Genomic DNA, 22,570 nt, shown 5'->3' with positions numbered 1-22,570 from the left:
CGAGGGAGAAGAAAGGGCCCGCGCCGCGTCGGCGGCGTGGAAGGATGAGGGGTTACGCCATCGGTCTCAGACGCGTTCGATGATCGTCGCCGTGCCCATGCCGGCGCCGACGCACAGGTTGATCAGGGCGGTCTGCTTGTCGGAGCGCTCCAGCTCGTCGACCATGGTGCCCAGGATCATCGCCCCGGTGGCGCCCAGGGGGTGGCCCATGGCGATGGCCCCGCCGTTGACGTTGACCTTGGCGTGGTCGAGGTCCAGCGCCTGCATGTAGCGCAGCACCACCGCGGCGAAGGCCTCGTTCAGCTCGTAGAGGTCGATGTCGCCGACCGACATGCCGGCCCGCTGCAGCGCCTTGCGGCTGACGAATTCCGGACCGGTCAGCATGATCGACGGCTCCGAGCCGATCGAGGCCATGGCCTTGATCCGCGCCCGGGCCTTGAGGCCGAGGGCCTCGCCCATCGCCTTGGTGCCGATCAGCACGCCGGCGGCGCCGTCGACGATGCCCGAGGAGTTGCCGGCGTGGTGGACGTGGTTGACCTTCTCCACCTGCGGATAGCGCTGGGTGACGACGGCGTCGAAGGCCATCTCGCCCGGCATGGTGAACGACGGCGACAGCGAGGCCAGGGTCTGCATGGTGGTCTGGGCGCGCACGGTCTCGTCATGGTCCAGCAGGGTCAGGCCCAGCTGGTCCTTGACCGGCACCACCGACTTCTTGAAGCGGCCCTCGGCCCAGGAGCGGGCGGCGCGGGTCTGGCTCTCCACCGCATAGGCGTCGACGTCGTCGCGGCTGAAGCCGTAGAGGGTGGCGATCAGGTCGGCGCTGACGCCCTGGGGCGCGAAATAGGTCTTGAAGGCGCTGGTGGGGTCGGTCGGCCAGGCGCCGCCGTCCGAGCCCATCGGCACGCGGCTCATGCTCTCGACGCCGCCGCCGATGGCCAGGTCGGCCTCGCCGGCCATCACCTTGGCGGCGGCCATGTTGCAGGCCTCCAGGCCCGAGGCGCAGAAGCGGTTGATCTGCACGCCGGCGACGCTCTGGGCGTAGTCGGCGGTCAGCACGGCGGTGCGGGCGATGTCCGAGCCCTGCTCGCCCACCGGAGCGACGCAGCCCAGCACGACGTCGTCGACCTTGGAGGTGTCGAGGCCGTTGCGGTCGCGCAGGGCTTCCAGCACCTGGGTGGCCAGGGACAGGGCGGTGATCTCGTGCAGAGAGCCGTCCTTCTTGCCCTTGCCGCGCGGCGTGCGCACGGCGTCGAAGATATAGGCGTCAGCCATGGGATTAGACCTCCTCGGGGGAAAGGATCGGTTCGACCGTGACTTGGGTCTTGACCGAATTGGCGATGAAACAGGCGTCGTGGGCCGCGTGGTGCAGGGCCTCTAGTTCCGACGCGTCGGGCTGTCTTCCGGTGAAACGGGCCGCGGGACGCAGGGTGACGCGGGTTATGGCGACCCGGCCGTCGGCGTCCTTCTCCATCACGCCCTCGGCCTGGTCGCGATAGGCGGCGACCGCCAGCTTGGCGCGGCGGGCGTAGTCGAGGAACCACAGCATGTGGCAGCTCGACAGCGAGGCGACGAACATCTCCTCGGGATCGACGCCGGCCGGGTCGGACCAGGGCGCGGGCACCACCGCGGGCGAGGACGAACCGGCCAGCACCGCGCCGCCGTCGAAGGACAGCTGATGCGCGCGGCTATAGCGGCCGGCGAGGAACTTTCCCTCTCCGAGGCTCCAGTCGACGACCGCGTTGCAGATGGACATGGCTGGGTGCTCGCGGGCTGGGGTCAAAGGGTCCTGGCGATCAGGACCTTCATGATCTCGTTGGCGCCGCCATAGATGCGCTGGACCCGGCTGTCGCGATACATGCGCGAGATCGGATACTCGTTCATGTAGCCGAAGCCGCCGAACAGCTGCAGGCAGCGGTCGATGATCTTGTTCTCGAGGTCGGTCAGCCAGTACTTGGCCATCGAGGCGGTGGCGGCGTCCAGCTTGCCGGCCAGGTGCTGCTCGATGCAGTGGTTGACGAAGACGCGGGCCACGGTCGCCTCGGTCTTGCATTCGGCCAGCACGAACTGGGTGTTCTGGAAGTCGATGATCTTCTTGCCGAACGCCTGGCGCTGCTTGACGTAGTCGATGGTCAAGGCCAGCGCCCGCTCGATCTGGGCGATGGCCTGGACGGCGATGTTCAGGCGCTCCTGCGGCAGCTGGCCCATCAGCTGGAAGAAGCCCTGGCCCTCGTCGCCGCCCAGGAGGTTGGCGGTCGGCACGCGCACGTCGTTGAAGAACAGCTCGGAGGTGTCGGCCGCCTCCTGGCCCAGCTTGTCGAGGTTGCGGCCGCGCTCGAAGCCCTCGGCCCCGTCGGTCTCGACCACCAGCAGCGAGGTGCCGCGCGCGCCCTGGGCCGGGTCGGTCTTGGCGACGACGACGATCAGGTTGGCGGTCTGGCCGTTGGTGATGAAGGTCTTGCTGCCGTTGATGACGTACTGGTTTCCGTCCAGGCGGGCGGTGGTGCGCACGCCCTGCAGGTCCGAGCCGGCCCCCGGCTCGGTCATGGCGATGGCGCTGACCAGCTCGCAGGTGGCCATGCGCGGCAGCCAGCGGCGCTTCTGCTCCTCGGAGCCGTATTGCAGGATGTAGTGGGCGACGATGGCGTTGTGCAAAGACAGGCCGAAGCCGTCGACGCCCTTCTTGCCCAGCTGCTCCATCAGCACGACCTCGTGGCGGTAGTCGCCGCCCATGCCGCCGTATTCCTCGGGGATCGACAGGCACGACAGGCCGGCCTCGGCGGCCTCGGTCCACATGGCCCGCTCGACGACGCCGTCCTCGCGCCACTTGGCGGTGCGCTGCTCCGGGGCGTGCTCGTCGAAAAACCGGCCGACGGCCTCCTCGAAGATGTTGAGGTCCTCCTCGGCCATGAAGGCCGGCTTCTCGACATTCAGCACGCCCATCCGCGCAACGCTCCCGAACTCTTGTCTTTTAAAACTCTGGGACCGCAGGGCGGGGCGGCGGCCCCGCCCTGCGGCCGGAATCAGAAGGCGTCGGCCTCCAGGGCCATCATCGTGGCCGAGCCGGTCTTCAGCTTGGCCAGGTGCGAACCGGCTTCCGGCAGGATGCGCTCGAGGAAATAGCGCCCCACCGTCAGCTTGTTGCGATAGAGCGGGTCGGCGTCGCCGGCCGCGATCTTGGCCTGGGCCGTCTTGGCGATCAGCGCCCACATGTAGGTCAGGCCGGTGATGCCGAAGAGGTGCATGTAGTCGGTCGAGGCCGCGCCGGCGTTGTCAGGATTGGCCAGGCCGTTCTGCATCAGCCACATGGTGGCTTCCTGCAGCTTGGCCTTGGCCTCGGTCAGGCCCTCGACGAACGGCTTCAGTTCGGCGTCGGCCTCGTGCTCGCCGACGAACTGGTCGACCTCGGCGAAGAAGCTCATCACCGCCCGGCCGCCGTTGGCGGCCAGCTTGCGGCCGACCAGGTCCAGGGCCTGGATGCCGTTGGTCCCCTCGTAGATCAGGGCGATGCGCACGTCGCGCAGGTACTGGCTGGCCGGGAAGTGCTCGGTGTAGCCCGAGCCGCCGTGCACCTGCATGGCGTCCGAGGCGATCTTGAAGCCCTTGTCGGTCAGGTAGCCCTTCAGCACCGGCGTCATCAGGCCCATATAGTCCGACGACTTCTGGCGCTGGGCCTCGTCGGGGCTCAGGTGCATCAGGTCGCCGTGCAGGCCGGTCCACAGCAGGAAGGCGCGGCCGCCCTCCAGGATGGCGCGGCTGTCCATCAGCATGCGGCGCACGTCCGGATGGACGATGATCGGGTCGGCCGGGCCGTCGGGGTTCTTGGGGCCGGTCAGCGAACGGCCCTGCAGGCGGTCCTTGGCGAAGGCGGCGGCGGCCTGGTAGGCGGCCTCGCCCTGGGCCAGGCCCTGCAGGCCGACGCCGAGGCGGGCCTCGTTCATCATCACGAACATCAGCTTCAGGCCGGCGTTCTCCTCGCCGATCAGCCAGCCCTGGGCGTCCTCGTACGACATCACGCAGGTGGCGTTGCCGTGGATGCCCATCTTCTCTTCGAGGCCGGCGCACTTCACCCCTTCGTTGCGCGGGCCGAGCGTTCCGTCCGCGTTCGGAATGAACTTCGGCACGATGAACAGGCTGATGCCCTTCACCCCGGCGGGCGCGCCCTCGATGCGGGCCAGCACCAGGTGGACGATGTTCTCGGCCAGGTCGTGCTCGCCGCCCGAGATCCAGATCTTCTGGCCGGTGATGCGATAGCTGCCGTCGGCCTGCGGAACCGCCTTGGTGCGCAGAAGGCCGAGGTCCGTGCCGCAATGCGGCTCGGTCAGGTTCATGGTGCCGCCCCACTCGGCGGTGGCCAGCTTGGGCAGATAGAGCGCCTTCTGCTCGTCCGAGCCGCCGACCAGGATGGCCGAGTAGTTGCCGTGGGTCAGGCCCGGATACATCGAGAAGGCCATGTTGGCCGAGCTGCTCATCTCGCTGTAGGCGATGCTGACCACGCGCGGCAGGCCCTGGCCGCCGTATTCGGGCTCAGAGCCCAGGGCCGGCCAGCCGGCGGCGACCATGGCGTCCCAGGCCGCCTTGAACCCGGTCGGGGTCTTGACGGTGTTGTCGGGGAACCACCGGCAGCCTTCCTTGTCGCCGACGTGGTTGAGCGGGGCCAGGACCTCCTCGCAGAACTTCGCGCCCTCGGTCAGGATCTGTTCGACCACGTCGAGCGAGGCGTCGGCGAAGCCGGGCAGGTTGGCGTACTTGTCGATCTCAAGGACGTCCTTGAGCACGAACATCTGGTCGCGGACGGGGGCTTGGTAGGACATGGAGCTCCTGGTGGGATGGCCCGCTCGGGGGCGGTTCGGTTATTCGGCCGCCCCGTGCACGCCGTCGAGACGGGCGCGGAGCATGGTGTCGTAGGCGTCGGCGCGGGGCAGCAGGTCGGGGCGGACCTCGGCCAGCTGCTTCTCCATCTTGGCCACCGCTTCGCGCAGGGTTTCGATGGCCTCGTCGATGTCCTCGCGCTGCGCCTCCAGGGCCGCCAGCCGCTCCTTGAACTTGCGCAGCGACAGGGCGGTCTGCGAGGCGTTGCTCTCGTCTTCGTTGTAAAGCTCTAGGATATCGCGAATTTCCGCCAGGGACAGCCCGACCCGCTTGCCGCGCAGGATCAGCACCAGCCGGGCGCGGTCGCGGTGGTTGTAGACCCGGTTCAGCCCCTCGCGCGCCGGGCTCAGCAGGCCCTTGTCCTCATAGAAGCGCAGGGCGCGGGGGGTGACTTTGAACTCCGTGCACAGCTGGCGGATCGTGAACGTGCGTTCCGGACGCCTGAAGTCGTTGGGCCTGAAGTCGCTAGGCCTGAATTCGCTGGGCATGACGGCTCTCCCGATGATCTTTCTTGTCCCGGCATCCTGCCCCTTACGTTAACGTCAATGCAAGCCCCCTTGCGTTCCTTTCCGTCAACTTCCCGTGCGCGATTGACATGGTCTCGCCACGATCCAACATTCATCCCTAAGGATGAATATTGGAGATAGCCGTGCCGGCCGCCTTCGAGACCCGCGCCCTCGACGAGGTGATGACCGCCCTGGCCGACCCGACCCGGCGGGCGATCCTGCATCGACTGTCGGCCGGCGAGGCGCGCGTCACCGAACTGGCGCGGCCGTTCGCCATCTCTCTGAATTCGGTGTCAAAGCACATCCGCCTGCTGGAACGCGCCGAACTGGTGCGCCGCCGCCGGGCTGGGCGCGAGCATCTGCTGTCGCTCAATCCCGCGCCGCTCGATGCGGCGGCGGCCTGGATCGAGGGCCAGCGCGCCCTTTGGAGCCGGCGCCTGTCCGCGCTCGACGCCCTGCTTCAGGCCGAGGACGCCGCCCCGGCCCAAGCCCAGACCGTCACGCCGGAGACCGCCCCATGACTGACGCCGCCAAGACCGTCACCGTCCGCGTCGCCCACCGCTTCGCCGCCGCGCCCGAGCGGGTGTTCGACGCCTGGCTCGACCCCGAGCGCGCCAGCCGATGGCTGTTCGCCACCCCGACCGGCCGGATGGCGCGCGCCGAGATCGACCCCCGCGTCGGCGGCAGGTTCGCCTTCGTCGACCGCCGCGACGGCGTCGATGTCGAGCATGTCGGGGAGTATGTGGAGATCGACCGGCCGCGGCGGCTGGTCTTCACCTTCGCCGTGCCGATGTATTCGCCCCTGGTCACCACCGTGACCATCGACATCGCGCCGTCGGGAAGCGGCTGCGAACTGACATTGACCCATGAAGGCGTGCTGGCGGAGTACGCCGAGAACACGCCCAAGGGCTGGCGGATGATCCTGGACGGGCTGGCGTCGGTGGTGAGCTAGAAGCCGGTTGGCGCCGAGTAGGCAAGGCAAGGCAGAGACGCCTGGATGAGGTCGGCGGTCCAGCGCGCCACTGGATTGGCGGCATCGCCCGCTAGTGAAATCGACCCGGAGCGACCATTGATCGGGACGGCGTTCTCGATTTCCACCCGATAGTCACCAGCGTCAGATATGCCTGATCTCGACGACTTGGTTTTCAGCAGCGTTGGAATCTTGTCGAGTTGTCGCTTGAGCGCCGGACAGCTTCGGGTGTCGGCCCACCGGACGGCGTGCCCATGCCGATGGCTGTAAATGTCCAACCGCAACACCAGCCGATCGCTCTGCTCACGGAACTCTCCTTCGATCCGAGGTTCAGCGCTCATGGCGCCCGGGAGGCTCCAAAGTCGTCCCCAAATTTGCGGCGTCGTCTGGGCTTGGGTCGAAAAGGGGGCGGTCAGCAGCGCCATCGCGACGATGACAGACGAGGCGGCATCCCTTACATCTCCAGAGCTGGCGTCAGGTCCGCCGGCAGTCGCCGTATTTGGCCTTCAGCCAGGCGTCGAGCGCATCGCCGCGCGGGCCGTCGCAGGTGACGTCGACGCGATAGGACTGCCAGGTCTCGCAGCAGGACGCCTCGACCCTGGCCGAGGGGAAGTCGTGCGACAGACCGTCGATCAGCTGTTCGTAATCGAGGCGAGCGGAGGGATGGAGGGTGATCGAGACCATGATCGGAACCTGAAACGTCAATTGTGACGCGAGCTTAGACTCCGATATGCTTTCCGACGGTTAACCGCGGCTTCAGTTTCCGTTCAGGATTACGAACACGCCCGCCGGCCTCAGGCCGCCAGCTTCTCCTCGATCAGGGCTATGGTGCGGTCGAGGCCGAAGATCGCCGCGAACGAGCCGAAGCGCGGCCCCTGGCTCTGGCCCAGCAGCACCTCGTACAGGGCCTGGAACCAGGCGCGCAGGGGCTCGAAGCCGGCGTCCTTGCCGGCGGCGTAGACCTCGTTCTGGATCGCCTCGGCGTCCTGGCAGTCGGCCGGCAGGGCCTTCAGTCGCGCCAGCAGGTCCTCCATGGCGGCGCGCTCGCGCTCGTTCGGGGCGCGGAACTGCTTGTTCGGCCGGACGAAGTCTTCGTAATAGTTGATGGCGAAGCCCGCCAGCCGATCGAGCAGCGGCTGGCTTTCCGGGGTCGCGCCGGGGATGTAGCGCGACAGGAACCCCCACAGGATGTCCTTGTCCGAGGCGTTGGCGGCCGAGACCACGTTGAGCAGCAGGCTGAACGACACCGGCGAGCCCCACTGCGGCGGGCGGCCGGTATGGACGTGCCACACCGGATTGCCGAGCTGCTGCTGCGGCTCCTGGCGCGGATAGGCGTCGAGCTGCTGCAGATATTCGTCGGCGGCCTTGGGGATGACGTCGAAATACAGCCGCTTGGCCGACTTCGGCGACTGGAACATGTAGTAGGCCAGGCTTTCCGGCGCGCCGTAGCGCAGCCAGTCCTCCATGGTCAGGCCGTTGCCCTTGGTCTTGGAGATCTTCTGGTTGTTCTCGTCGAGGAACAGTTCGTAGTTGAACCCTTCCGGCGGGGTTCCGCCCAGCACCTTGCAGATCTGGTTGGAGGCCTTGACCGAGTCGATCAGGTCCTTGCCCGACATCTCGTAATCGACGCCCAGCGCCGTCCAGCGCATGCCCCAGTCGGGCTTCCACTGCATCTTCACCTGGCCGCCGGTGACCGGAATTTCGGTCAGGGTCCCGTCCTCGTCCTCGAAGACGATGGTCCCGCGGTCGACGTGGCGCTCCAGGGTCGGGACCTGCAGCACCTTGCCGGTCCTGGGGCTGATCGGCAGGAACGGCGAGTAGGTCGCCCGGCGCTCCTCGCCCAGGGTCGGCAGCATGATCTTCTGGATGGCGTCGAACCGCGCCAGCGCCGTCAGCAGGGCCTCGTCGAACCGGCCCGACTTGTAGCAGGCGGTCGAGGACATGAACTCGTACTCGAAGCCGAAGCCGTCGAGGAAGGCGCGCAGGCGGGCGTTGTTGTGCGCGGCGAAGCTGTCGTACTCGCCGAACGGGTCGCGCACCACGGTCAGGGGCTTGCCGAGGTCCTCGGCCAGCAGCTCGCCGTTGGGCACGTTGGGCGGGACCTTGCGCAGGCCGTCCATGTCGTCCGAGAAGGCGATCAGGCGGGTCGAGAACGCGTCGTCGGTCAGGGCGCGGAACGCCGCGCGGACCATGGTCGTGCGCGCCACCTCGCCGAAGGTGCCGATGTGCGGCAGGCCCGACGGCCCATAGCCGGTCTCGAAGACCACCGGCGCCTGCAACGCCGGCAGGGTTTTCACCGCCTCGTCCGCCTTGCCGCCGTCGATCAGGGCGACGGCGAGGTCGCGCTCCTGGTCGGAAAGACGGATGCGCAGGACACGGGCCAGCAGCGCGCGCGCCTGCTCGAAAGGCCAGGCCTTGGCCTCGCGGGCGAGGGGGGAAAGGGTCTCGAACATGCCGCACGCCGTACATGAGAGCGGCCCGCGCGGCAACGGAAAGGGCCTGGCGGGCGGGCGCGGGCCGGGGCGAGGGCTTGGCGCGGCGTCGGCGGCGGGCCACATCTGACGTCATGCTCTCCGTCGTCCACCACCCGGCCTATCGCCTCGACCTGGCGTCGGGCCGCCGCTTTCCGGTGAACAAGGCCGCGCGCCTGGCCGAGGTGCTGGTCGAGGAGGGGCTGGTCGCCGAGGGCGGCTTTCTCGAACCCGAGCCGGCCGACTTCGCCCAGCTCGCCGCGGCGCACGACCCGGCCTATGTGCGCCAGGTGCTGGACGGCGCCCTGCCCCCGGAGGCCGAGCGGCGCATCGGCTTTGCGGTGACCCCGGCGGTGGGGGAACGCTCGCGGGCGGCCTCCGGCGGCACGCTGCTGGCCGGACGGCTGGCTCTCAGGGAAGGCGCGGCCTGCAACACCGCCGGCGGCGGCCATCACGCCGCCCGCGACCACGGCGCCGGCTATTGCGTGTTTAACGACGTCGCGGTGGCGGCGACCGCCCTGCTGGCCGAAGGCGCCGTCGGACGGGTTCTGGTGGTCGATCTCGACGTGCACCAGGGCGACGGCACGGCGCGCATCTTCGAGGACGACGCGCGGGTGTTCACCTTTTCGATGCACGCGGCCAGGAACTTTCCGGCGCGCAAGGCCAGAAGCGATCTCGACGTGGAGCTGGACGACGGATGCGAGGACGGGCCGTACCTGGCGGCCCTGGCGGATGCGCTGCCCGGCCTGATCGAAAGCGTGCGGCCCGATCTGGTCTTCTACAATGCGGGCGTCGATCCCCATCGCGACGACCGGCTGGGCCGGCTCTCGCTCACCGACGAGGGGCTGTGGGCCCGCGACAACTATGTGCTGGACGCCTGCCTGTCCCGCGGCGCCCCCGTCGCCTGCGTCATCGGCGGCGGGTACGATCCGGACATCGACCGGCTGGCCCGCCGGCATGCCCTGCTGCACCGGGCGGCGCGGGACGCCCGCGCCCGGTCGGATTGAGGGGTCTTAGGCGGCGAACTGGGTCAGGGCGACGATCGGCAGGGCGGCCAGCAGCAGGCTGGCGGCGGCGACGGTGGCGTTGTTGAGGATGGCGGACATGATCGGTCTCCTTGGGCTGGGCGGCTTCAGGCGGCGGCCTGGGTCAGGGCGACGATCGGCAGAGCGGCCAGCAGCAGGCTGGCGGCGGCGACGGTGAAGGTGTTCAACACGGCGTACATATCCAATCTCCCTTTGGATGTCGGGGGCGAACACCGCGTCCGCTTCCGATGGGGATTAGATACGCCCGTGCATTCGGGAAGTCGTCTTAAGCCTCTGTCATGACTTCGATTTAAGAAAATGAAGCTTTGGACAGATGATGACTTGCAGTTCATGAATCGCCCCGCCGCGAACATCGCCGCGGCGGGGCGGTCCAGACAGGATCAGCGGGCCGCGAGCTTGAGGCTGCGGGCGGCCTGGGGATGAGCCTGGTTGTAGGCGATCAGGCCGGCGTCGCCGACCTGGGAGACGGTGCTCTCGACCGTCTCCTGCACGCAGGCCGGCACGAGGTAGGGCGACAGGCTGTCGCCGCGATAAGCGACGCCGCAGACCTTGTGCGCGGCGTGGACGATGGCGGCGTGGGCCGAGGCGGCGTCCTTGCCGGCCAGGTTCAGCTTCAGTTCGGCGGCTTGGGCGGAGGTGGCCAGGGCGACGAGGCCTGCGGCGATGGCGATGGTCCGGATCATGTTCGGAACTCCCCAGAAGGTGGTTTGCAAAACCCTCCTCCTGGGGCGCTTCCCCCAGTTTACGCGTAACGTGCGCCTTGGGCGGCGCCTCTGGCTTCAGTACTCGGCTTCGAAAGTAATCATCATTCAGTTAGGCGCAAGGGGATTCTTGCTGCGCCGCACAAAAACGCCGGCGACGGGCCGCCGGTCAGCCGGCGTCGGCCCTGGGCGTCACCGCGAAATGGCCGCGCAGGAAGGCGATGGGCGCGCCCCGCGCCTCCTGCCAGGCCTCGACATGGACATTGGCGATCCGCCGCCCCACCCGCTTGATCTCGGCGCGGGCGAAGGTGGTCTGCGGCCGGCCCGACCGCAGGTACTCGATCGACACGTCGATGGGGCGCGGCTGGCGGGCCTGGCCCTCGCTGATCGACACCTGGATCAGGGCGGTCATCTCCATGAACGCCCCCAGCACGCCGCCGTGGATGGCCGGCAGCATGGGATTGCCGATCAGGCGTTCGGCGTAGGGCAGGATGGCGGTCATCTCGTCGCCGGCCAGCTCGGCGCGCACGCCCAGGAAACGGGCGTAGGGAATGCGCGCCAGCACGGCCTCGAGCTGGTCCTTGGCCACGTTCTCGCTCACGCCTTGTCCTCCGACGGCCGGGTCGTCCTGGGCTTGAGGTTGGCCCCCGGCTTGCGGCCGGCGTTCGAGTTCAGCATGAACGCCGCCTGGGCCGTGGCCACCGGGTCGGCGGGGTCGGCGTCGTAGGCGCTGGCCCGCACGAAGGCCACCGAGCGGGTGACCTTGTAGCAATGGGCGGTGGCGAACACCGCCTTGCCCGGCTGGGCGGCGCGCATGTAGTCGATGCGCAGGTCCAGCGTCGCCGTCGAGGTGAACTCCTCCATCGAGGCCATCACCGCCAGGCCGCAGACCTGGTCCAAAAGGGCGGTCACCACCCCGCCGGCGAACACGCCGGTGTCCGGGTCGCCGACCAGATCCTCGCGATAGGGCACCTTGAGCGTGCCGGTGTTGGCGTCGACCGACACCAGCTCCATGCCCAGGGCGTGGGCGTGGGGCGTGCCCTGGATGAACTGCGAGCCGACGGCCCGGATGGAATCGAGGGGTCTCATATACGACTGTCTATCTCCGCCGCGCGCCGGCCGGAAGCGGCGCCGTCCTTGCGCCTATCGCGCCGGCCCGTCGGTGCGCCGGATGAAATCGCGCACGCGCGGATAGATCTCCTCGCGGAAGCGACGGCCGTTGAACACGCCGTAGTGGCCGACCTTGGGCTGGATGTAGTCTTCCTTGAGGGCGGCCGGGATGTTGGCGCACAGGCCGTGCGCGGCCTGGGTCTGGCCGATGCCGGAGATGTCGTCGTTCTCGCCCTCGACGGTCATCAGGCCGATGTCGATGATCGCCTCGGGCCGCACCGGCCGGCCGCGATGCTCCAGCTCGCCCTTGGGCAGGGCGTAGCGCTGGAACACCAGGTCGATGGTCTGGAGGTAGAACTCCTCGGTCATGTCGAGGACCGACAGGTATTCGTCGTAGAATTCGAGGTGCTTGTCGGCGCTGTCGCCGTCGCCCTGCACCAGGTCCTGGAAATAGCGCTCGTGCGCTTCCTGGTGGCGCTCTGCGTTCATCGACATGAAGCTGTAGAGCTGGACGAAGCCCGGATAGACCCGGCGCAGCGCCCCCGGATAGGGCGGCGGCACGGTGTAGATCATCTGCTTCTGGAACCAGGTGAACGGCCGCGCCTCGGCCAGCTTGTTGGTCACCGTCGGCGACAGGCGCGCGTCGATCGGCGAGCCCATGAAGGTCATGCTGGCCGGGCGGGCGGGATCGCCGTCCTCGGCCATCAGCGAGGCGGCGGCCAGCACCGGCGGCCCCGGCTGGCAGACGGCGACCACGTGGGCCCGGGCCCCGATCACCCCCAGCATGGTGCGGATGTGGTCGATGTAGTCGTGGAAGTCGAAGCGCCCGTCCAGCATCGGCACGTCGCGGGCGTTCGACCAGTCGGTGACGAACACCGCGTGGTCGGGAATGAACGCCTCCACCGTGCCGCGCAGCAGGGTGGCGTAGTGACCCGACAACGGCGCGACGATCAGCACCGCCGGATCGAGGCTGAACACCCCTGCGTTGCGCATGTCGGCCATGTCGCGGTCGAACTGGACCAGCTTGCACCAGGGCGAGGACCACACCGTCGTCGGCCGCACCCGCACCTCGCGCCCGTTGATCACGGTGCGGTCGATGTTCCACTCGGGCTTGCCGTAGCGGCGGGTGACGTTGGCGAACAGGTCGGCGGCGGCGAACAGCGTGCGGCCGGTCCGCGTCTCGGCGGCCGGGTTGATCGGCGAGCTCCAGAAATCGCGCGCCGCCCGCGCGGCCAGCCGCCACGGGGTCGTCGCATAGTAGGCGGCTTCATGCATGGCGTAGAGCATGGCCCCAGCTTACCCGCATTGTGCGCCGCAGCAAAGACCCGGCGCGCCGGGTCGGAGCCATTCGGCGCGACTTATCGGCCAAGCGGCTCAACGCCAAATCGTCGAACGGCCGGGGCGCTCCGACTGGTTGAATCTAAGGGATCGATTTCAGGTCCGCCGCCTCGCCGAGCCCCGCGCCCATCGTCCGCGTGAACGCGAGCCGAAAATCGACGGCCGGGATGTCGGGGCCGCGATCGGACCAGCGTCCTTGGGGCGTGCCTCGGGGAAGGCGGCCGCGCCGCGCCCGCCGGCGGGGCGGTCCGCGAGAGGAAGGTTCGTCATGGTCAGGCTCCTCGTCGTCGCGCTGGCCGCGGCGGTGGTCGCCGTCGGCGTCCTGGTCGCCTTCGCCGCGACGCGGCCGCCGGTGTTCGAGGTGCGCCGCACCGCGCTGATCAAGGCCCCGCCCGAGAAGATCTTCGCCCTGATCGACGACCTGCGCGGCTGGCGCGCCTGGTCCCCCTACGAAAACCTCGATCCGGGCATGGCGCGCGACTACAGCGGACCGGAAAGCGGGCCGGGAGCGGCCTACGCCTGGCGCAGCGACGGGCGCGCCGGGGTCGGACGCATGGCCATCGTCGAGGCCGAGGCGCCGCGCCGGATCGTCATCGCCCTCGATTTCGTCAAGCCGATGCGGGCCAGCGACATGGCCGAGTTCCGGCTGCAGCCCGAGGGCGAGGGCGCCACCCGGGTGACATGGTCGATGTCCGGGCCCTACCCCCTGCCGGCCAGGATCGTCGGCGCGGCCATCGGCATGGAGCGGCTGGTCGGCCGTGACTTCGAGGCGGGCCTCGCCAACCTCAAGGCCGCCAGCGAGCCGTGAACGCCGCTCAGCCCCGGCGCATCGCGTCCGAGATCTGGCGGGCGATCTCCTCGGGCGTCAGGTTCTGGGCCAGCAGGCGGTCGTAGCGGCCCTTGGGGTTCATCAGATAGGCGTAGGCGCTGTGGTCGACCGAATAGTCGGCCCCGGTCCCGCTCTTCTGGTAGTAGGCCTTGTAGGCCTTGGCGGCGGCCGCCACCTGGTCGGGCGAGCCGGTCAGGCCGACGGCGTTGCGCGGGAAGGCCGGGCTCGACAGATAGGTCTTGAGCTGGGCGGGCGTGTCGCGCTCGGGATCGACCGAGACGAACACCACCTGCACGTCCTTGGCCCTGGGGCCCAGCAGGCCCATGGCCTGGCCGAGGGTGGCCAGCGTCGCCGGGCAGATGTCCGGGCAGAAGGTGAAGCCGAAGAACACCACGCTCCATTTGCCGAGCAGCAGCGTCTGGTCCACCGCCCTGCCGTCCTGGTTGACCAGGCGGAACGGCCCGCCGACGGCGGCCTCGCCGGCCGGCGCGGCGCGCTCGCCGCAGGCGGCCAGCCCGGCCACGGCCAGGCCGCCCAGCGCCAGCAGCAGGGGGCGGCGGGTCGATTGCGGCTCGAACGGCATCGGGCTCTCGCTTCCTGGGACGAACTGGACGATGGTCGCCGGCATGGCGTTCACATCCGCTTCGGATAAGCCCGAGTCCGTCGGGCGGCAAGACGTCGCCGGCCTCGGCCCGGCGTGGGAGCCGGGCGAGCGCGCGGGGGTCAGCCTGCGCACCCTGGTCATGGTCCGCTGGCTGCTGGCGGGGGCCGAGGCGACGGCCGTGGTCGCCGTCGGCATGGGCCTCGGCTTCTCGGTGCCCTACGCCTGGTGCCTGCTGCTGATCGCCATGAGCGGCCTGCTCAACGCCTTCTTCGCCCTCGCCGGCCCCTTGCAGCGGCAGGCGGGCCCGAAGGAGGCCAGCCTGCACATCGGCTTCGACATCCTGCAGATCTCGGCCCTGCTGTTCGTCACCGGCGGCGCGCTGAATCCGTTCGCCGAGGTGATGATCGCGCCGGCCGCCCTGGCGGCGGCCATCCTGCCGCGCCGGCTGGCGGTGATCCTGTGCGGCGTCGCCCTGGCGGCGATCGCGGTGCTGACGGTGTGGTCGATGCCGCTGCCCTGGTGGCCCGAACAGCATCTGGACCAGCCGCTGATCTATCGGGTCGGCTCGGGGATCGGCCTGGCCGCCGGCCTGGTGCTGGCCGCCGGCTACGCCGGCCAGGCCGCCGCGGAATCGGCGCGGATGGAGCTGGCGCTCAACATCACCCGCCAGGTGCTGGCTCGCGAGCAACGGCTGTCGGCCCTGGGCGGGCTGGCGGCGGCGGCGGCGCACGAACTGGGCACGCCCCTGGCCACCATCGCCGTCGTCGCCCGCGAGCTGGCCCGCGAGGCCAAGGACGGCGCCGTGCGCGAGGACGCCGAGCTGCTGGTCTCCCAGACCGAACGCTGCCGCGAGATCCTGCGCCGGCTGACCGAGACCCCCGACACCGACGACATGGTCCATGCCCGCATGGGCCTGCTGCAGCTGGTGCACGAGGTGATCGAGCCGCACCTCGACACGCCGATCCGGGTCGAGGCGGTGGTCACCGGCGCGCCGGGGTCGCACGCCCCGGACATCCGCCGCCTGCCCGAACTGCTGCACGCCATGACCTCGCTGGTCGAGAACGCGGTCGATTTCGCCCGCTCCGAGGTGCTGGTCAGCGCCCGCTTCGACAACGCCTCGGTGGTCATCGAGGTGCGCGACGACGGCAAGGGCTTCTCGCCCGAGATCCTGCTGCGCCTGGGCCAGCCCTACGTCACCAGCCGGCCGGGCGGCGAGGATTCGCGCAGCGGCCACATCGGCATGGGCCTGGGCTTCTTCATCGCCAAGACCCTGCTGGAGCGCACCGGCGCCCATGTCGACTTCCGCAACAGCCCCGCCGGCGGGGCCGTGGTCTCGGCCCGCTGGCCGCGCGCGGCGGTCGAGGCCCCCGATCCCGTCGCCGCGTTGAACAGGCTTGATGATCGGGCCGGCGCAACCTCATGATCCCTTGAGCGTTTGCCGGGAGGGCGGACGATTCGCGTTCCGTAGGCGGGGCCGGACATGACAGATTTATCGGCGGTTGTGGCGGCCTTGCCCGACAAGACCTTGATCGTGCTCGACGACGACGCGCCCCTGCGCACGCGCCTGGGCCGGGCCCTGGAGGCGCGCGGCTTCGAGGTCCGCCTGACCGGCACGGTCGCCGAGGCCATCGAACAGGTGCGGGCGTCCGCGCCCGCCTTCGCCGTGCTCGACCTGCGGCTCGACGACGGCAGCGGCCTGTCGGTGGTCGAGACCATCAAGGCCCAGCGCCCCGACGCGCGGGTGGTGATGCTGACCGGCTACGGCAACATCGCCACGGCGGTGGCGGCGGTGAAGGCCGGGGCGGTGGACTACCTGCCCAAGCCGGCCGACGCCGACGACGTGGTCGGCGCCCTGTTGGCCCAGCGGGGCGCGGCCCCGGCGCCGCCCGAGAATCCGATGTCGGCCGACCGCGTGCGCTGGGAGCATATTCAGCGGGTCTACGAGCTGTGCGGTCACAATGTTTCGGAGACGGCGCGGCGGCTGAACATGCACCGCCGGACCCTTCAACGCATACTGGCCAAGCGCGCGCCGAAATAGGCCGCCCCGGGGAACGAGGCCTCCCAGTCCAGGCCGGGCCTTAGCGGTCAGGTCAGGGCCCTCTGGGCCGCCAGCCGCGCGAAGGCCAGGGTCAGGGCCTTGCGCCGCGCCGGCGCCAGGGGCGCGATGGGAGCCGCCTCCGTCACCGCGCCGCCGAAGGCGTCGGCGACGATCAGCCCCGGCCCCTCCGCCTCGTCCAGCGGCAGGATCTCGCGCGGGAACTCCGGGGCGACGGCGAAATAGAACGCGTCGCAGAACGGCCGGTAGTCGCCCCATTTGTGGTCGGCGCGGAAATCCTCCAGGCCCGACTTGACCTCGGCGATGGCGATCTCGCCGCGCGGGCCCACGGCCATGATGTCGGCCCGGCGGCCGTTGGGCAGCACCACCTCGAGCAGGGGCGCATAGCCCAGGGCGACGAACAGCCGCGCCGCGCCGCGCGTCACCGCGCTGGTGGTCTGCGGGCGCGAGGGCGAGGCGAGGATGACGGCGACGTCCATGTCGCCATAATGTTCAGGTTTCGTTCGCGACGCAACGGGCCCGCGCCGGGCGCCGACCTCAGCCTCGCGCCAGCCTCAGGCCGAGGGCGGGGCCTGGACCGGGAACTCCAGCCGGGCGGTGTTGTAGCCCAGGGCGCGGATGCGGGCGACGGCCGCGGCGCGCTCGGTCGGCTCCATGGTCGGCCGGCGCGACCACAGCCAGACGAAGTTGCCGCCGGGGGTGGCGAAGATCGCCCAGGCGTCGTCGTCGGCATGGTCGAGCACCCAGTATTCCTGGCTGATCAGGCCGAAGAACGTGACCTTCATCTTGGCGTTGTCGCTGCCCGGCACGATGCGCCCCGAGCCCTTGAACACCTTGGCCGGCCCGGTCGGCCCGCCGCGATGGCAGGTCTGGATCAGAGCGTAGCGGCCCTCGCCGCCGGCGGGAGCGATGTCGTTGGTCGGCGCCTGGCAGTCGCGCTGGTTGGTGTTGGGAAAGCGCGCGATCTCGTACCAGCGCCCGGAATAGAACGACAGCGGCGCGGGCCTGGCCGGCTGGGGCGCGCCGGCCAGGGCGGGAGCGGCCAGGCCGAGAACGGCGGCGGCGGCGAGTACGGGGGCGAGCGTCTTGGTCATCGGAATCCAGAAATCAGCGTCCCGGTGACGAACGAAAAACGCCCCGCCGGGTTCCAGCGGGGCGTTATAACCGATTTTGTCCGGCAGCGGATTATTCGGCGGCGATGCTCACCGGAGCGCCGGCGCGATCCTTGAAGTTGATCGCCTGCAGGTAGCGGATGCCGTCCTCGGCGATGTCGTCGCCGACCATGCGCTCGCCCTCGTTCTTCAGCTCGTCCATGTCGACGTACATGCCGTAGAAGGCGCGGGTGCGGTCGGTGATGATGCCGGCGTTGAGCAGGGTCTTGACCAGCACGCGGAAGATGTTGGCCGATTCACGCATGTTCTCGCGGCGCTTGTCGTCGGTCATCACTTCCTGGAAGGCGGCGATGACCTTTTCGGGATCGAGGCCGAAGCTGGCGTAGAGATCGTACTGCTGGGTCGGCGAGACCAGGTTGAACAGCAGGGTCTGGAAGCAGTGCGCCGCCCAGTCCTCGATGATGGCGTGCTCTTCCGGGTCGAGCTTGGGCACCGTGCGGTCGGCCCAGATCTTGCCGAACTTGTGGTGGAAGGCCTCGTCGGTCATCACCAGCTGCAGCAGCTTCTTGCCGAGCGGGTCGCGGATGTTGTTGAAGAAGGTGGCGAAGGCGCCCATGGCCAGGCCTTCGACCAGCATCTGCATGCCGATGATCTTCTTGTAGACCTCGGGCGCGCCGATGATCTCGACCAGCAGGTCCTTGAGCACCGGGCCGCATTCGAGGGGCCGGCCCCAGCGGGTGCGGATGTACTTGGCGAAGGCCGTGACGTGACGGGCTTCCTCGCGGGTCTGGTTGGCGGCGTATTCCTGCGCGCCCTGGTCCTTGAGCACGTGGCATAGCGAGGCCGACAGGTTCAGCGCCCCCTGCTCGCCGTGCAGGATCGACGAGAAGCTGTGCAGCACCATGGTGTTGATGAAGCGCGTGCGCTCCTTGGGGTCCGACAGGTGGTTCGACACGTAGTCGGTCTGCAGGGCGGCGATCAGGTCCTCGGGGACCAGCGGCTCGTTCTCGATGTCGAACGGCTCGTCGAAGTCGATATAGGTCTTGTCGAGGGGATCCCAGAAGTGGTCGTGCGTGGCCGAGATGATCTTGTCGAACGCCGACGAGCGGTTGTTGTAGCGGTCAAGCTCCAGCATCGACTCGAAGTCGTCGGGCGCCACCGCGTCATACATGGCGTCCTTGGTGATGTTCTTGATCGTCACGGCGGCCTCTCCGGACTGGCGTTTCCCAATGTGAACACTGTCAACCTGGCTTTTCACCAGGTCAACCCAAAAATGACGGAGGCGTCACGTTTTAATGTTCGGCCAACCGGGCGTTTTTGACGGCCGCGCAGAAAGCCGGCCCGCCGGTCGGAGCTGGTCCGGCCTGGGCTAGTCCGGCCAGAGGTCGTGCACCGAGCCCTTGCGGTTCAGCATGTGGGTCGCGCGCTTGATCACCGCCAGCAGCCGCTCGCGCCGGGCCTCGGCGTCGTAGGTCAGGCTGGCGTGGTGCAGCCCCTCCAGCAGGAAGCGGGCGAGGTCGCGGCTGGCCTGGAAGCGCGGCCCGGCCCCGGCGTGCAGCATCTTGAGGAAATGGTCGCCGACCTGGGCGCGGTCGAAGGCGGCCTGGGCCTCGCCGAGGCGGGTCCGCACCATGGCGTCGGTGCGGGCGGCGAACTCCAGCTCGGCGAAGGCCGTGAAGGCCGGCTCGCTCAGCAGGGCCCAATAGACGTCGATGGCGTGCTCGGTGACGTCGGCGCCGGGCGGCAGGTCCTCCTGGGCCTTGCCGAACAGCGCGGCGCGGGCGGCCTGGATATGCTCGACGGCGGCCTCGACCAGGGCCTCGCGGGTGGGGAAATGATAGAGCATCGCCCCGCGCGTCAGATCGGCGGCCTCGGCGATCTTGGCGTTGTTGGCGGCGTGGTAGCCGATCTCCGCGAACAGGGCCATGGCGGCGTCGAGGATGCGCGCGCGGGTGCGCAGCGACTTGGGCGTATCCTTGGCGGCGGAAGCCCCCAACGCGGGCGGAAAGGCGGGAACTGCGTTCATCGGATTCCAAAACGGCGTTCATATTGCGCCGCAGCAGAATCTGTTTAGCGGGGAACCGCCGGCTCCGCCAGCCGCGGCGGCCGTCGCGGGCCCAGCTTCACAAAAGGGACATGCAATCAGCCTATGGCCGGGACTGCTCCCCGGTCCGGCGCCTATTGGGGCGGCGCCGCAGCGAGATTTCCTGCATGAGCGCCGATTTTCCGGTCCGCCGCTATCGCAGCGTTTTCGTTTCCGACATCCACCTGGGCACGCGCGGCTGCCAGGCCGAGCTGCTGCTGGATTTCATCCGGCACATGGAGTGCGACCGCCTCTATCTGGTCGGCGACATCATCGACGGCTGGAAGCTGAAGGGCGGCTGGCACTGGCCGCAGGCCCACAACGACGTGGTCCAGAAGATCCTGCGCCTGGCCCGCAAGGGCTGCGAGGTGATCTACATCCCCGGCAACCACGACGAGGTCGCCCGCGACTACTGCGGCGTCCACTTCGGCGGGGTGGTGGTGGCGCGCGACGCCGTGCACGAGGCCGTCGACGGCCGCCGCTTCCTGGTGATGCACGGCGACGAGTTCGACGGGGTGGTGCAGCACGCCAAGTGGCTCGCCTTCCTGGGCGACTGGTCTTATAGAACCATCCTGATGCTGAACACCGTGTTCAACCACGTCCGCCGCCGGATGGGGTTCGGTTACTGGAGCCTGTCGGCCTACCTGAAGGTGAAGGTGAAGAACGCCCTGCAATTCGTCGAGAACTTCGAAGCCGCGGTCGCCGAAGAGGCGCGCCGCCGCGGCGTCGACGGCGTGATCTGCGGCCACATCCACAAGGCCGAGATGCGCGACATCGGCGGAATCGCCTACATCAACGACGGCGACTGGGTTGAAAGCTGCACCGCCCTCGTCGAACATCACGACGGCGCGTTCGAGATCCTCGAATGGGCCAAGCTGCGCTCGTGGTCGGTGATCGACCGCAAGCGGCCGGCTGAGGATGTCGAAGGGGTGCTGGGGGAAGCCGTCGCCTGATGCGGATCTTGTTGGCCACCGACGCCTGGGAGCCCCAGGTCAACGGCGTCGTCCGCACCCTGACGCGCGTGGTCGCCGAGATGCGCGCCATGGGCCACGAGGTCGAGATCGTCTCGCCCGACCAGTTCAAGACCTTCCCGCTGCCCACCTATCCCGAGATCAAGCTGGCGGTGGGCGCCTACGAGCCGGTGCAGGAACGCTTCAAGTCGTTCGAGCCCGAAGCCATCCACATCGCCACCGAGGGGCCGATCGGCCTGGCTGCGCGGCGCATCTGCGTCGAGTGGAAGCTGCCCTTCACCACCAGCTACCACACCCGGTTCCCGGAATACGTCTCGGCGCGCCTGCCGCTGCCGCTGTCGGCGGGCTACGCCTACATGCGCTGGTTCCACAAGCCGTCGGGCCGGCTGATGGTGGCCACGCCGACCATGCGCGACGAGCTGCAGCGCCACGGGTTCCGCAACCTGTCGGCCTGGTCGCGCGGCGTCGACACCCAGGTGTTCAAGCCCCGCGAGCCGCAAGAGCCGGACCTGTTCGCCGGCATGGCCCGGCCGATCTGGCTGAACGTCGGCCGGGTGGCGGTCGAGAAGAACATCGAGGCCTTCGCCGCCCTCGACCTGCCGGGCACCAAGGTCATCGTCGGCGACGGCCCCCAGCGCGAGGAGCTGATCGCCAAGTACCCGGACGTGGTGTTCACAGGGGCCAAGTTCGGCGCCGAGCTGGCGGCCCATTTCAGCTGCGCCGACGTGTTCGTGTTCCCGTCGCTGACCGACACCTTCGGCCTGGTGATCCTGGAGGCCATGGCCGCGGGCGTGCCGGTGGCCGCCTATCCGGCGCCCGGCCCCATCGACATCATCCCTGGCTCCGGCGCGGGGGTGCTGGCCGCCACCGTCGAGGACGGCCTGCGCGAGGCGTGCCTGGCCTGCCTGGACATCGACCGCAAGGCGGTGCGGGCCTTCGCCGAGCGGTTCTCGTGGCGGGCCTGCGCCGAGGAGTTCGTGCGCAACCTCCAGCCCTATCCCGAGCCGGAGAAGACCCGGTTCTGGCGACGCCTGCGCCGGCTGGCCCGCCTGCGCCGCCGCCCCAAGGCGGCCTAGGGCCGCCGGCTCAGACCAGCCGGCTTCGCATGGCCTGAGACAAGAGGTCGATCAGGCTGACCGCCGCGACGATGACGATGACGATCGCCGCAGTCTGGCTGTAGGCGAAGCCGTTCAGCGAATCGAACAGCAGCTGGCCGATGCCGCCGGCGCCGATCAGGCCGAGCACCGTGGCCGAGCGCGAGTTGGATTCGAAGCGGTACAGCGCATAGCTGGTCCACAGCGGCGCCACCTGCGGGATCACCCCCCAGACCACTTCCTGCAACGGCGCCGCGCCGGTGGCGCGCACGCCCTCGACCGGGCGCGGGTCGATGGTCTCGACCGCCTCGGAGAACAGCTTGCCCAGCACCCCGCCGGTGTTGACGGCGATGGCCAGCACCCCGGCGAACGGCCCCAGGCCCACGGCGACGATGAAGATGGTGCCGACCACCAGGTCGGGCACGGCCCGCAGCAGGTCGAGGACCCGGCGCACCGGCTGCTGGATCCACGGCGGGGCGACGTTCCGCGCGGCGGCCAGGCCCAGCGGCACCGCCAGCAGGATGGCCAGCAGCGTGCCCCACAGGGCGATCTGGATCGTCAGCCACATGGCCGAGATGTAGATCTTCCAGTTGGTGAAGTCGGGATGCAGGAACGAGCGTCCGAACTCCTGCATGTTCTGCGAGTTGGAGAACAGCAGCGGCAGCTTCTTGAGCTCGACCGGGCCGAAGCTGACGATCAGCAGGACGGCCAGGCCGCCCCACACCACCAGGTCGATCAGGCGGTCGCCGAGCGGCCGGGACGGCGGCGGCGGGACGGCGCCGGCGGTTTGGGCTGCGGTCATGCGTTCGA

General features: G+C 69.2%; 26 protein-coding genes. 8 read left to right on the top strand and 18 right to left on the bottom strand.

The genetic code is table 11. The annotated features are described in order from the left end of the window. Positions 1 to 66: 66 nt before the first annotated feature. From C5708_RS07205 to C5708_RS07185, 5 genes are all read right to left on the bottom strand, one after another. Complete coding sequence (locus C5708_RS07205) at positions 67 to 1,272, bottom strand: acetyl-CoA C-acetyltransferase (protein WP_242919371.1); 1,206 nt, start codon at positions 1,270 to 1,272, stop codon at positions 67 to 69. Between the two features lie 4 nt (positions 1,273 to 1,276). After that, positions 1,277 to 1,753, bottom strand: a complete 477-nt coding sequence (locus C5708_RS07200) for an OsmC family protein (protein WP_242919369.1) — start codon at positions 1,751 to 1,753, stop codon at positions 1,277 to 1,279. Between the two features lie 23 nt (positions 1,754 to 1,776). Further along, the gene (locus C5708_RS07195; RefSeq protein ID WP_242919367.1) at positions 1,777 to 2,940 is read right to left on the bottom strand and encodes an acyl-CoA dehydrogenase family protein; all 1,164 of its coding nucleotides are present in this window, start codon (positions 2,938 to 2,940) and stop codon (positions 1,777 to 1,779) included. Between the two features lie 80 nt (positions 2,941 to 3,020). Continuing rightward, on the bottom strand, positions 3,021 to 4,811 hold the full coding sequence (locus C5708_RS07190; RefSeq protein ID WP_242919365.1) for an acyl-CoA dehydrogenase C-terminal domain-containing protein: 1,791 nt from the start codon (positions 4,809 to 4,811) through the stop codon (positions 3,021 to 3,023). 39 nt (positions 4,812 to 4,850) lie between these two features. Further along, a complete protein-coding gene (locus tag C5708_RS07185; protein ID WP_242919363.1) occupies positions 4,851 to 5,357 on the bottom strand; it encodes a MerR family DNA-binding transcriptional regulator in 507 nt (168 codons plus the stop codon). A gap of 161 nt (positions 5,358 to 5,518) precedes the next feature. Between C5708_RS07185 and C5708_RS07180 the strand changes: the two genes are divergently transcribed. Both C5708_RS07180 and C5708_RS07175 read left to right on the top strand, forming a co-directional pair. Then, positions 5,519 to 5,896, top strand: coding sequence for a metalloregulator ArsR/SmtB family transcription factor (locus tag C5708_RS07180; RefSeq protein WP_242919361.1), 378 nt, complete (start codon positions 5,519 to 5,521; stop codon positions 5,894 to 5,896). Next, positions 5,893 to 6,327, top strand: coding sequence for an SRPBCC family protein (locus tag C5708_RS07175; protein WP_242919359.1), 435 nt, complete (start codon positions 5,893 to 5,895; stop codon positions 6,325 to 6,327). The genes C5708_RS07180 and C5708_RS07175 overlap by 4 nt, the downstream gene beginning before the upstream one ends. Here the strand turns inward: C5708_RS07175 and C5708_RS07170 are convergent. From C5708_RS07170 to C5708_RS07160, 3 genes are all read right to left on the bottom strand, one after another. Beyond that, positions 6,324 to 6,686 (bottom strand): hypothetical protein, encoded by a 363-nt coding sequence (locus C5708_RS07170; RefSeq protein ID WP_242919357.1) that lies wholly within the window; start codon positions 6,684 to 6,686, stop codon positions 6,324 to 6,326. The genes C5708_RS07175 and C5708_RS07170 overlap by 4 nt on opposite strands. A 133-nt stretch (positions 6,687 to 6,819) precedes the next feature. Further along, entirely contained in the window at positions 6,820 to 7,050 is a 231-nt protein-coding gene (locus C5708_RS07165) for a hypothetical protein (protein WP_242919355.1), read from the bottom strand. Positions 7,051 to 7,139: 89 nt separating this feature from the next. Next, positions 7,140 to 8,798 (bottom strand): lysine--tRNA ligase, encoded by a 1,659-nt coding sequence (locus C5708_RS07160; protein WP_242919353.1) that lies wholly within the window; start codon positions 8,796 to 8,798, stop codon positions 7,140 to 7,142. A gap of 113 nt (positions 8,799 to 8,911) precedes the next feature. Between C5708_RS07160 and C5708_RS07155 the strand changes: the two genes are divergently transcribed. Beyond that, on the top strand, positions 8,912 to 9,823 hold the full coding sequence (locus C5708_RS07155; protein WP_242919351.1) for a histone deacetylase: 912 nt from the start codon (positions 8,912 to 8,914) through the stop codon (positions 9,821 to 9,823). Positions 9,824 to 10,242: 419 nt separating this feature from the next. Here C5708_RS07155 and C5708_RS07150 read toward each other — a convergent pair whose 3' ends face one another. The 4 genes from C5708_RS07150 to phaZ form a co-directional block, all read right to left on the bottom strand. Next, positions 10,243 to 10,545 carry a hypothetical protein gene (locus tag C5708_RS07150; RefSeq protein WP_242919349.1) on the bottom strand — a complete coding sequence of 101 codons (303 nt, stop codon included), beginning with the start codon at positions 10,543 to 10,545 and terminating at the stop codon, positions 10,243 to 10,245. Between the two features lie 187 nt (positions 10,546 to 10,732). Continuing rightward, complete coding sequence (locus C5708_RS07145; protein WP_242919663.1) at positions 10,733 to 11,152, bottom strand: PaaI family thioesterase; 420 nt, start codon at positions 11,150 to 11,152, stop codon at positions 10,733 to 10,735. 8 nt (positions 11,153 to 11,160) lie between these two features. Then, positions 11,161 to 11,652 (bottom strand): PaaI family thioesterase, encoded by a 492-nt coding sequence (locus C5708_RS07140; RefSeq protein WP_242919347.1) that lies wholly within the window; start codon positions 11,650 to 11,652, stop codon positions 11,161 to 11,163. A gap of 54 nt (positions 11,653 to 11,706) precedes the next feature. Beyond that, positions 11,707 to 12,960 carry a polyhydroxyalkanoate depolymerase gene (gene phaZ / locus C5708_RS07135; protein ID WP_242919346.1) on the bottom strand — a complete coding sequence of 418 codons (1,254 nt, stop codon included), beginning with the start codon at positions 12,958 to 12,960 and terminating at the stop codon, positions 11,707 to 11,709. Between the two features lie 319 nt (positions 12,961 to 13,279). Between phaZ and C5708_RS07130 the strand changes: the two genes are divergently transcribed. Beyond that, positions 13,280 to 13,819 (top strand): SRPBCC family protein, encoded by a 540-nt coding sequence (locus C5708_RS07130; RefSeq protein ID WP_242919344.1) that lies wholly within the window; start codon positions 13,280 to 13,282, stop codon positions 13,817 to 13,819. 7 nt (positions 13,820 to 13,826) lie between these two features. Here C5708_RS07130 and C5708_RS07125 read toward each other — a convergent pair whose 3' ends face one another. Continuing rightward, on the bottom strand, positions 13,827 to 14,468 hold the full coding sequence (locus C5708_RS07125) for an SCO family protein (protein ID WP_242919342.1): 642 nt from the start codon (positions 14,466 to 14,468) through the stop codon (positions 13,827 to 13,829). Here C5708_RS07125 and C5708_RS07120 point away from each other — a divergent pair. Both C5708_RS07120 and C5708_RS07115 read left to right on the top strand, forming a co-directional pair. Continuing rightward, positions 14,467 to 15,867, top strand: a complete 1,401-nt coding sequence (locus C5708_RS07120) for an ActS/PrrB/RegB family redox-sensitive histidine kinase (RefSeq protein WP_242919340.1) — start codon at positions 14,467 to 14,469, stop codon at positions 15,865 to 15,867. The two genes, C5708_RS07125 and C5708_RS07120, sit on opposite strands and share 2 nt — an antisense overlap. A gap of 57 nt (positions 15,868 to 15,924) precedes the next feature. Beyond that, on the top strand, positions 15,925 to 16,482 hold the full coding sequence (locus tag C5708_RS07115; protein WP_242919338.1) for an ActR/PrrA/RegA family redox response regulator transcription factor: 558 nt from the start codon (positions 15,925 to 15,927) through the stop codon (positions 16,480 to 16,482). A 47-nt stretch (positions 16,483 to 16,529) separates the two neighbouring features. Here C5708_RS07115 and mmcB read toward each other — a convergent pair whose 3' ends face one another. From mmcB to C5708_RS07095, 4 genes are all read right to left on the bottom strand, one after another. Further along, positions 16,530 to 16,979: a DNA repair putative endonuclease MmcB gene (mmcB, locus tag C5708_RS07110; protein ID WP_242919336.1), complete on the bottom strand. Its 450-nt coding sequence runs from the start codon at positions 16,977 to 16,979 to the stop codon at positions 16,530 to 16,532. 75 nt (positions 16,980 to 17,054) lie between these two features. Continuing rightward, positions 17,055 to 17,594 (bottom strand): lipocalin family protein, encoded by a 540-nt coding sequence (locus C5708_RS07105; RefSeq protein WP_242919334.1) that lies wholly within the window; start codon positions 17,592 to 17,594, stop codon positions 17,055 to 17,057. Between the two features lie 91 nt (positions 17,595 to 17,685). Beyond that, on the bottom strand, positions 17,686 to 18,813 hold the full coding sequence (locus tag C5708_RS07100; RefSeq protein WP_242919332.1) for a ferritin-like domain-containing protein: 1,128 nt from the start codon (positions 18,811 to 18,813) through the stop codon (positions 17,686 to 17,688). Between the two features lie 168 nt (positions 18,814 to 18,981). Beyond that, positions 18,982 to 19,638 (bottom strand): TetR/AcrR family transcriptional regulator, encoded by a 657-nt coding sequence (locus C5708_RS07095; protein ID WP_242919330.1) that lies wholly within the window; start codon positions 19,636 to 19,638, stop codon positions 18,982 to 18,984. Positions 19,639 to 19,823: 185 nt separating this feature from the next. Between C5708_RS07095 and C5708_RS07090 the strand changes: the two genes are divergently transcribed. Beyond that, positions 19,824 to 20,648: a UDP-2,3-diacylglucosamine diphosphatase gene (locus C5708_RS07090; protein ID WP_242919328.1), complete on the top strand. Its 825-nt coding sequence runs from the start codon at positions 19,824 to 19,826 to the stop codon at positions 20,646 to 20,648. Further along, positions 20,648 to 21,742: a glycosyltransferase family 1 protein gene (locus C5708_RS07085; RefSeq protein WP_242919327.1), complete on the top strand. Its 1,095-nt coding sequence runs from the start codon at positions 20,648 to 20,650 to the stop codon at positions 21,740 to 21,742. The genes C5708_RS07090 and C5708_RS07085 overlap by 1 nt, the downstream gene beginning before the upstream one ends. 10 nt (positions 21,743 to 21,752) lie before the next feature. Here the strand turns inward: C5708_RS07085 and phnE are convergent, their stop codons facing one another. Then, on the bottom strand, positions 21,753 to 22,562 hold the full coding sequence (gene phnE / locus C5708_RS07080; protein ID WP_242919325.1) for a phosphonate ABC transporter, permease protein PhnE: 810 nt from the start codon (positions 22,560 to 22,562) through the stop codon (positions 21,753 to 21,755). Positions 22,563 to 22,570 lie beyond the last annotated feature (8 nt).

Source organism: Caulobacter sp. CCUG 60055, assembly GCF_022750545.1.
Taxonomy (GTDB): domain Bacteria; phylum Pseudomonadota; class Alphaproteobacteria; order Caulobacterales; family Caulobacteraceae; genus PUIC01.
Note: the sequence above shows the minus strand (reverse complement) of the source record. Positions and strands in the feature narration are given on the sequence as shown.